We start from the raw sequence: 7,547 nt of genomic DNA on the forward strand, positions 1-7,547 counted from the left end.
ATCTCCCGAGGCCACTCACCACAGCGCCAGTTGATCCCCCACCCGGGGCGGCGGCTTGAATCGGGAACAGTCCAGCGTCACCCGCCCATTCTCCAGGCCCAGCTTGCGCACCGCCACGTGGAAGCGTTGGGCCAGCAGGCGGGCATGCTCACCCTCGCCGCTCATGCGCTTGCCGAAGCGGGGATCGTTGAGCTTTCCGCCCCGCTGCTGTGCCATCAGGGACAGCACATGGGCCTTGCGCTCGGGAAAGTGCGCCTCCAGCCACTCGGCGAACAGATCCTTCACCTCGTGGGGCAGGCGCAGCAGGGTGAAACCCGCCGCCCGGGCACCGGCGTCCCGAGCCGCCGCCAGGATGTCTTCCAACTCGTGGTCGTTGATACGCGGAATCATGGGGGCCGCCATCACCATGGTGGGCACGCCTTCGGCCGACAGGCGACGGATGGCCTCCAGCCGCCGGGAGGGCGACGAGGCGCGGGGCTCCAGCTTGCCGTGCAGGCGGGCGTCCAGCGTGGTGACGCTGACCGCCACCGCCGCCAGTCCCAGGGCAGCCATGGGCCCCAGGATGTCCACGTCCCGCGTCACCAGGAAGCCCTTGGTGGTGATCATCACCGGATGAGCAAAGGCGGCCAGCACCTCCAGGCAGCCGCGCATGATCTTCCAGTCGCGCTCGATGGGCTGGTAGGGATCGGTGTTGGTGCCGAAGGCGATGGGGGCGGGATGATAGCCGGACTTCCTCAGCGCCGCCTCCAGCAAGGCGGGGGCGGCGGGCTTGACCGACAGTTTGGTCTCGAAATCCAGACCCGGCGACAGGTCGAGATAGGCGTGGCTCGGCCGGGCGAAGCAATAGACGCAGCCATGGCCGCAGCCGCGATAGGGGTTGACCGAGCGGTCGAAGGGGATGTCGGGCGAGTCGTTGCGACTGAGGATCGAGCGCGCCCGCTCCACATGGATGGTGGTGCCGGGGGCCGGCGCCTCCTCCTCGGCCAGGTCCCAGCCGTCGTCCACCGCCTCGGCGCTGAGACGGTCGAAGCGTGGAGCAGGGTTGGAGCGGGCGCCACGCGCCTTGGGCCAGTCCTCGGGAGCCATGATCCGGAACATAACACGAACACGCTTGCCTCTCCAGCGGATTTGCCCTAACACCGGCGGACCATCGCTTTCCAAGGGGCTTTTCCATGGCGGACGGACATTCCACTCCCGTGCTGGGCATCATCGGCGGTTCGGGCGTCTATGACATCGACGGGCTGACCAACAAGGAATGGCGCCGGGTGGAAAGCCCGTTCGGCCCCACCTCGGACGAGTTCCTGTTCGGCGACCTCGACGGCCAGCAGCTGGTGTTCCTGCCCCGCCACGGGCGCGGCCACCGCATTCCGCCGTCGGAGCTGAACTTCCGCGCCAATATCGACGCCATGAAGCGGGCCGGCGTCACCGAGATTCTGTCGGTGTCCGCCGTGGGCTCGCTGAAGGAGGAACTGCCGCCCGGCACCTTCGTCATCGTCGACCAGTTCATCGACCGCACCTTCGCGCGCACCAAGAGCTTCTTCGAGACCGGTCTGGTGGCCCACGTCTCCATGGCCCACCCGGTCTGCGGCCGCCTGGGCGACATGGTCGAGGCGGCGGCCAGGGAAGCCGGCATCGTCGCGGTGCGCGGTGGCACCTATCTGGTCATGGAAGGCCCGCAATTCTCCACGCAAGCCGAAAGCAACCTCTACCGCCAGTGGGGCTGCGACGTCATCGGCATGACCAACATGCCCGAGGCCAAATTGGCCCGCGAAGCCGAGATGTGCTACGCCTCGGTCGCCATGGTCACCGATTACGATTGCTGGCATCCCGACCACGACGCGGTCACCGTCGACGCCATCGTCAAGGTCCTGCTGGCCAATGCCGACCGGGCCCGCTCCCTGGTCAAGGCCGTCGCCCCCAAGGTCACCGGGCGCAAGAGCCCCTGCGCCAAGGGCTGCCACACCGCGCTCGACAACGCCATCATCACCCATGGCGAGGTCCGCGACCCGGCGGTGGTGGGCAGGCTGGACGCGGTGGCCGGAAGGGTCCTCAAATAATGCTGATCAACGGCACCCCCTATCGCACCATCTGGCTGGGCGCCGACGGGCGCGTGGTCGAGATCATCGACCAGACCCGGCTGCCCCACGACTTCGTCACCGTGGCGCTGACGTCCCTGGACGACGCCGCCAAGGCCATCAAGGACATGTGGGTGCGGGGCGCGCCGCTGATCGGCGCCACCGCCGCCTATGGCATGGCCTTGGCCGCCCTGGAGGACGCCTCCGACAAGGGCCTGGAGAAGGCTTACGCCGTGCTGCACGCCACAAGGCCCACCGCCATCAACCTGAAATGGGCCCTGGATGAGATGATGGCGGTGCTAAAGCCGCTGGCGGTCAGGGACCGGGTCGATGCCGCCTATGAGCGCGCCGGAGAGATCTGCGACGAGGATTCCGCCCAGAACGCCGCTCTCGGCGTCCACGGCGCCAAAATCATCGCCGAGCATTACAAGGCCAAGGGCCGCACCATCAACATCCTCACCCACTGCAACGCCGGCTGGCTGGCCACGGTGGATTGGGGCACGGCGCTGGCTCCCATCTACAAGGCCTTCGATGCCGGCATTCCCGTCCATGTGTGGGTGGACGAGACCCGGCCCCGCAACCAGGGCGCCAGCCTGACCGCCCGCGAGCTGAACTGGCACGGCGTGCCCCATACGGTGATCGCCGACAATACCGGCGGCCATCTGATGCAGCACGGCATGGTCGACCTTTGCATCGTCGGCACCGACCGCACCACCAGGAACGGCGACGTCTGCAACAAGATCGGCACGTATCTGAAGGCCCTGGCCGCCAAGGACAACGGCGTCCCCTTCTATGTGGGCCTGCCCAGCCCCACCATCGACTGGACCATCGCCGATGGGGTCAGGGAGATCCCCATCGAGACCCGCTCGGCCCGCGAGCAGACCCACATCTTCGGCAAGACCGAGGATGGCGTGGTCCACGAGGTCCAGGTCACTCCCGATGGCTCGGCGGCCGTCAATTACGGCTTCGACGTCACCCCGGCCCGTCTGGTCACCGGCCTGATCACCGAACGCGGCGTGTGCGAAGCCTCGGCCGAGGGGTTGAAGGGGCTGTTTCCGGAGAAGGCGTAAGGGCAGAGCGGGCGTCCCGCCCGCATCACCCCTCGTCCTCGCCCGCGTCGTCGATGGCGGTGGCGCCCAGGGCCAGCAGAGCCTCGACCCCGGCATCGGGGATGGCTTCCACCTTGCGCAATTGCCGGTCGATGGCACGCTTCCTGACCGCCACGTCGTCGATGGTCTTGGACGCCTCCTGCAGCTTCTTCTGCACCTTGTCGAGCACGTCGCCGTACTTGCCGAACTCGGTCTTGACCGCCCCCAGGATCTCCCACACCTCGGACGAGCGCTTCTCAATGGCCATGGTCTTGAAGCCCATCTGAATGGCGTTGAGGATGGCCCCCAGGGTGGTCGGCCCGGCGGCGACGACCTTGTAGTCGCGCTGGATCAGGTCCACCAGGCCGGGACGGCGCAGAACCTCGGCGTAAAGACCCTCGGTGGGCAGGAACAGGATGGCGAAGTCGGTGGTGGCCGGCGGATTGACGTATTTGTCGCGGATGTCGCGGGCGAAGCTTTTGACCCTGGCTTCCAGCGCCTTGGCCGCGGCCTCGACGGCTTCGGCGTCGGCGCGCTCCACGGCCAGCTGCAGCCGCTCGTAATCCTCGTTGGGAAACTTGGAATCGATGGGCAGCAGGACTTCCGGTTCGTTGTCGCCCTTGCCCGGCAGGCGGATGGCGAAGTCGACGCGCTCCAGGCTGCCCTTCCGGCAATTGGCCTCGCGCACGTACTGGTCGGCGCGGAAGATCTGTTCCAGCAGGGCGCCCAACTGCACCTCGCCCCAGGTGCCACGGGTCTTGACGTTGGTCAGCACCCGCTTCAGGTCGCCGACGCCGCTGGCGAGATTCTGCATCTCGCCCAGGCCCTTGTGGACCTGCTCGAGGCGATCGGAGACCAGCTTGAAGGATTCGCCCAGGCGCTTTTCCAGGGTGCCCTGCAGCTTTTCATCCACGGTCTGGCGCATCTGCTCCAGCTTGGCGGTGTTCTCGCCCCGAAGCTTGTCCAGATGCTCGGAGACCACGCGGGTCTGTTCCGACACGGTCTTGCCGATGCCCTCGCCCAGCTGCTTGATGCCGCCCAGCACCTCTTCGCGCAAGGCTCGGGCCTGGGTGGCCTGGTCCGAGCGGAACTCGGCCAGCTTGGTCTCCACCAGGATGCGCAGCTCGGTGTGGTACTTGTCGGCGGCGGCGGCGGAAGCGGTCTGATGATCGCGGATCATCTCGGCGGTCTCGCGCCGGTCCTGGCGGGCCTCGTCGCGCAACACCCGCTCCAGCCGGTCGAGGCGCTCGGACAAATCGTCCTTCCGGCGCAGCAGCAGGACCACCACGCCCGCCAGAGCGGCCAGGGACAGGGCGGCGGAGATCAGGGCGAAATCCATGGCAATCATCCGAACATTACAGGAACGATTGCCTTGTAGCACGCTTTGCGCGCGGATACAAATGACGACGGCGGGCCGGGATGGTCCGGTCCGCCGTCACGGAGGAAAGTGCATGAACAAGATGCCCTTTCTCCTGGTGCTCCGGTTTCGCCTCTGGCGGATTCTCGTCCGCCTGATCGTCACCAGGGCCTAGGAGTGGCCGGCGTCGGGCTGCAACCCGGCGTCGGCTTCCTCCCTATCATAACCATGTCAGCCGTGATTTTCCAGATTGCAGACCACGAACACCAGCCGCGCCGCGCCGCGCGGGCGCTCGTCCACCGCGTCGAAGCCGGCCGGCGGCGTGAAGGCCTCGTCGGCGGCCACTTCCACCACCGCCAGGGCGCCCGGCTCCAGCCAGCCCTTGGCGGCGAGGCCCTCCAGGCAGGGCGCGGCCAGCCCGGAATGATAGGGCGGGTCGAGAAAGGCCAGGGTGCAGGCATGGGGCGCGGCGGGGGGCCTGGCGGCATCGGCGCGGATCACCTTGGCCCGCGCTTCCTCCTTCAGCGCCTTGACGTTGGCGTAGAGGACGGCCAGGGGCTGGGCCGCCAGTTCCAGGAAGCTGGCATGGGACGCGCCACGCGACAGGGCTTCCAGGCCCAACGCCCCCGACCCGGCGAAGGCATCCACCACGCGGGCTCCCTCCATCTCCACCAGATCGGAATGCATCAGGATGTCGAACAGGGCCTGACGCACCCGGTCGGCGGTGGGCCGGGTGTCGCGGCCCGAAGGCGCCTCCAGGCGGCGGCCCTTATGAAGGCCGGCGACGATTCTCATGGGGCTTTGCCTTCTTGGCGAGGGCGGCGCGCTTGTCCTCGGCCAGCTTCTGCTTGCGGGCGCGGGCGGCGACCCGTTGCTCCTTTTCGCGCTCGCCGGCCGGCTTGTGCTCGGCCTTGGGCTTGAGCACCGGCTTGCCCTCGCCCAACTGCTCGCGCAGCACCTTGCCCGCCACCTCGTCGGCGGCGCCTTCGGCCAGGGTGCCCAGCTGGAAGGGGCCGTAGGAGACGCGGATCAGCCGCGACACCGGCCAGCCGAGATAGTCCATCACCCGGCGGATTTCGCGGTTCTTGCCTTCCTTCAGCGAGACGGTCAGCCAGGCGTTGGCGCCCTGGCGGCGATCGAGGGTGGCGCTGATGGAACCATATTCCATGCCGTCGATGGTGATGCCGTTCTCCAGCCGGGCCAGGGCGTCTTCCGAAACGTCGCCGTGGACGCGCACCCGGTAGCGCCGCACCCAGGCGTTGGACGGCAGTTCCAGCTTGCGGGCCAGTTCGCCGTCGTTGGTCAGCAGCAGCAGGCCTTCGGAATTGAGGTCGAGACGGCCCACCGAGATGACCCGGGGCATGCCGTCCGGCAGGTGCTCGAACACGGTGGGGCGCCCCTCGGGGTCGCGGTGGGTGGTGACCAGACCGGCGGGCTTGTGATAGCGCCACAGCCGGGTCTTTTCCGGCTCGGCCAGCGGCGTGCCGTCCACCAGGACGATGTCGCCGGGTCCGACCACGCAGGCTGGGCTGTCGAGCGTCTTGCCGTTGACGGAGACGCGGCCCATTTCCACCCAGCGCTCGGCCTCGCGGCGCGAGCACAGACCGGCGCGGGCCAGCCGCTTGGCAATCCGTTCGCCCTTGTCCTCACTCATGACCGGCATGCTCCCACGAAGGCGCGCAGCAGGGCCGAATCCGCCGGGCTGATGTCGTATTCGGGATGCCATTGCACCCCGATGCAGAAGGTCTTTCCCGTCGCCTCGATGCCCTCGATCACCCCGTCGGGGGCGATGGCGTTGACGACGCAGCCGGGCGCCACCTCGCGCACCGCCTGGTGGTGGGCCGAGTTCACCGGAATGCGCGTCTCGCCGACGATGGCGGCAAGCCGGGTTTCGGCGGCGATTTCCACCCAGTGGCCGGGCTCGGAGCGGGAATTGGGCTGCTCGTGGGCCAGGGCGCCTTCCACCTCGTCGGGGATGTGCTGGATCAGGGTGCCGCCCAGCGCCACGTTGAGCAGCTGCTGTCCGCCGCAGATGCCGAGGATGGGCATGTCGCGCTCCAGGGCGCCCTGCACCATGGCCAGCTCGAACTGGGTCCGGCCCCGCTTCAGCACCAGCCCGGCGCGGGCCTCGGCGCCGAACAGGGCGGGGTCGACGTCGAAGGCCCCGCCGGTGACGATCAGCCCGTCGATACGCTCCAGGAAGGCGGCGGCCAGACGGGGTTCGTGCGGCAGCATCACCGGCAGCCCGCCGGCGCGGACGACGATTTCGGCGTAGTTGCGGCGCAGCGCGTACCACGGCATGCGGGAATAGCCGCCGGGTTCCTCGCTGTCCAGGGTGATGCCGATGAGAGGGGGCGAGAGGCTCATGACGTTTCTATACCCCCCCGGCGGCAAAGAAGAAAGGCCCGGACGCAAGCGCCCGGGCCAGTTTGTCCTGCATCAGGGGATGCGGGAGGGTAATTCAGGGAATCATCCAGGTCAGCCAGTAGGCCTGCACCCAGGTGATCACGCCGATGATGGCGACGAAGAAGATGCTGTGCTTCAGGGTGAAGCGGAACAGGTTCGACTCGTGGCCCACCAGGCCCACGGCGGCGCAGGCCACCGCGATGGACTGGGGCGAGATCATCTTGCCGGTGACGCCGCCGGTGGTGTTGGCGGCGACCATCAGGATGTCGCTGACCCCCAGCTGCTTGGCGGTGGTGGCCTGCAGCGCGCCGAACAGGGCGTTGGACGAGGTGTCCGAACCGGTGAGGAACACGCCCAGCCAGCCCAGCACCGGCGAGAAGAAGGGGTAGGCGTCGCCGGCGCCGGTCAGCAGCAGGGCCAGCGTGGTCGACAGGCCCGAGGCATTGGCCACGTAGGCGAAGGCCAGCACCGTGCCGATGGTGTAGATGGGACGCTTCAGCTCGTTCAGGGTCTCGCCGAAGGTCTTCAGCCCGTCCGAGCCCTTCATCCCCAGGAAGATGATGGTGATGATGGCCGAGATCAGGATGGCGGTGCCGGTGGCCGACACCAGGTTCAGGGTGT

At 68.0% G+C, this 7,547-nt stretch carries 8 protein-coding genes; 2 read left to right on the plus strand and 6 right to left on the minus strand.

Features of this window, described 5'->3' with window-relative positions:
* Positions 1-15: 15 nt before the first annotated feature.
* Positions 16-1,098 carry a PA0069 family radical SAM protein gene (locus ACV4UZ_RS00005; protein ID WP_491598913.1) on the minus strand — a complete coding sequence of 361 codons (1,083 nt, stop codon included), beginning with the start codon at positions 1,096-1,098 and terminating at the stop codon, positions 16-18.
* A gap of 74 nt (positions 1,099-1,172) precedes the next feature.
* Here ACV4UZ_RS00005 and ACV4UZ_RS00010 point away from each other — a divergent pair, with 74 nt between their 5' ends.
* The gene (locus ACV4UZ_RS00010; protein WP_491598914.1) at positions 1,173-2,057 is read left to right on the plus strand and encodes an S-methyl-5'-thioadenosine phosphorylase; all 885 of its coding nucleotides are present in this window, start codon (positions 1,173-1,175) and stop codon (positions 2,055-2,057) included.
* Positions 2,057-3,145, plus strand: a complete 1,089-nt coding sequence (mtnA, locus tag ACV4UZ_RS00015) for an S-methyl-5-thioribose-1-phosphate isomerase (protein ID WP_491598915.1) — start codon at positions 2,057-2,059, stop codon at positions 3,143-3,145. The genes ACV4UZ_RS00010 and mtnA overlap by 1 nt, the downstream gene beginning before the upstream one ends.
* A gap of 25 nt (positions 3,146-3,170) precedes the next feature.
* On the opposite strand, the gene ACV4UZ_RS00020 is transcribed toward mtnA, so the two are convergent.
* From ACV4UZ_RS00020 to ACV4UZ_RS00040, 5 genes are all read right to left on the minus strand, one after another.
* A complete protein-coding gene (locus ACV4UZ_RS00020) occupies positions 3,171-4,502 on the minus strand; it encodes a DNA recombination protein RmuC (protein ID WP_491598916.1) in 1,332 nt (443 codons plus the stop codon).
* Positions 4,503-4,751: 249 nt separating this feature from the next.
* Entirely contained in the window at positions 4,752-5,315 is a 564-nt protein-coding gene (gene rsmD, locus ACV4UZ_RS00025) for a 16S rRNA (guanine(966)-N(2))-methyltransferase RsmD (protein ID WP_491598917.1), read from the minus strand.
* Entirely contained in the window at positions 5,290-6,174 is an 885-nt protein-coding gene (locus ACV4UZ_RS00030; protein WP_491598918.1) for a pseudouridine synthase, read from the minus strand. The genes rsmD and ACV4UZ_RS00030 overlap by 26 nt, the downstream gene beginning before the upstream one ends.
* Positions 6,171-6,887: a gamma-glutamyl-gamma-aminobutyrate hydrolase family protein gene (locus tag ACV4UZ_RS00035; RefSeq protein WP_491598919.1), complete on the minus strand. Its 717-nt coding sequence runs from the start codon at positions 6,885-6,887 to the stop codon at positions 6,171-6,173. Before ACV4UZ_RS00035 ends, ACV4UZ_RS00030 begins: the two co-directional genes overlap by 4 nt.
* Before the next feature lie 94 nt (positions 6,888-6,981).
* Positions 6,982-7,547, minus strand: a 566-nt coding sequence (locus ACV4UZ_RS00040; protein ID WP_491598920.1) for an L-lactate permease, incomplete at its 5' end; no start/stop codon positions are given.

It is taken from the genome of Paramagnetospirillum sp. (genome assembly GCF_058402745.1).

What these genes read in the sequence shown, in the direction of transcription:
- ACV4UZ_RS00010 (WP_491598914.1), top strand. Translation starts at nt 1,173, where the DNA reads ATGGCGGACGGACATTCCACTCCCGTGCTGGGCATCATCGGCGGTTCG.
- ACV4UZ_RS00005 (WP_491598913.1), bottom strand. Translation starts at nt 1,098, where the DNA reads ATGTTCCGGATCATGGCTCCCGAGGACTGGCCCAAGGCGCGTGGCGCC.
- ACV4UZ_RS00030 (WP_491598918.1), bottom strand. Translation starts at nt 6,174, where the DNA reads ATGAGTGAGGACAAGGGCGAACGGATTGCCAAGCGGCTGGCCCGCGCC.
- mtnA (WP_491598915.1), top strand. Translation starts at nt 2,057, where the DNA reads ATGCTGATCAACGGCACCCCCTATCGCACCATCTGGCTGGGCGCCGAC.
- rsmD (WP_491598917.1), bottom strand. Translation starts at nt 5,315, where the DNA reads ATGAGAATCGTCGCCGGCCTTCATAAGGGCCGCCGCCTGGAGGCGCCT.
- ACV4UZ_RS00035 (WP_491598919.1), bottom strand. Translation starts at nt 6,887, where the DNA reads ATGAGCCTCTCGCCCCCTCTCATCGGCATCACCCTGGACAGCGAGGAA.
- ACV4UZ_RS00020 (WP_491598916.1), bottom strand. Translation starts at nt 4,502, where the DNA reads ATGGATTTCGCCCTGATCTCCGCCGCCCTGTCCCTGGCCGCTCTGGCG.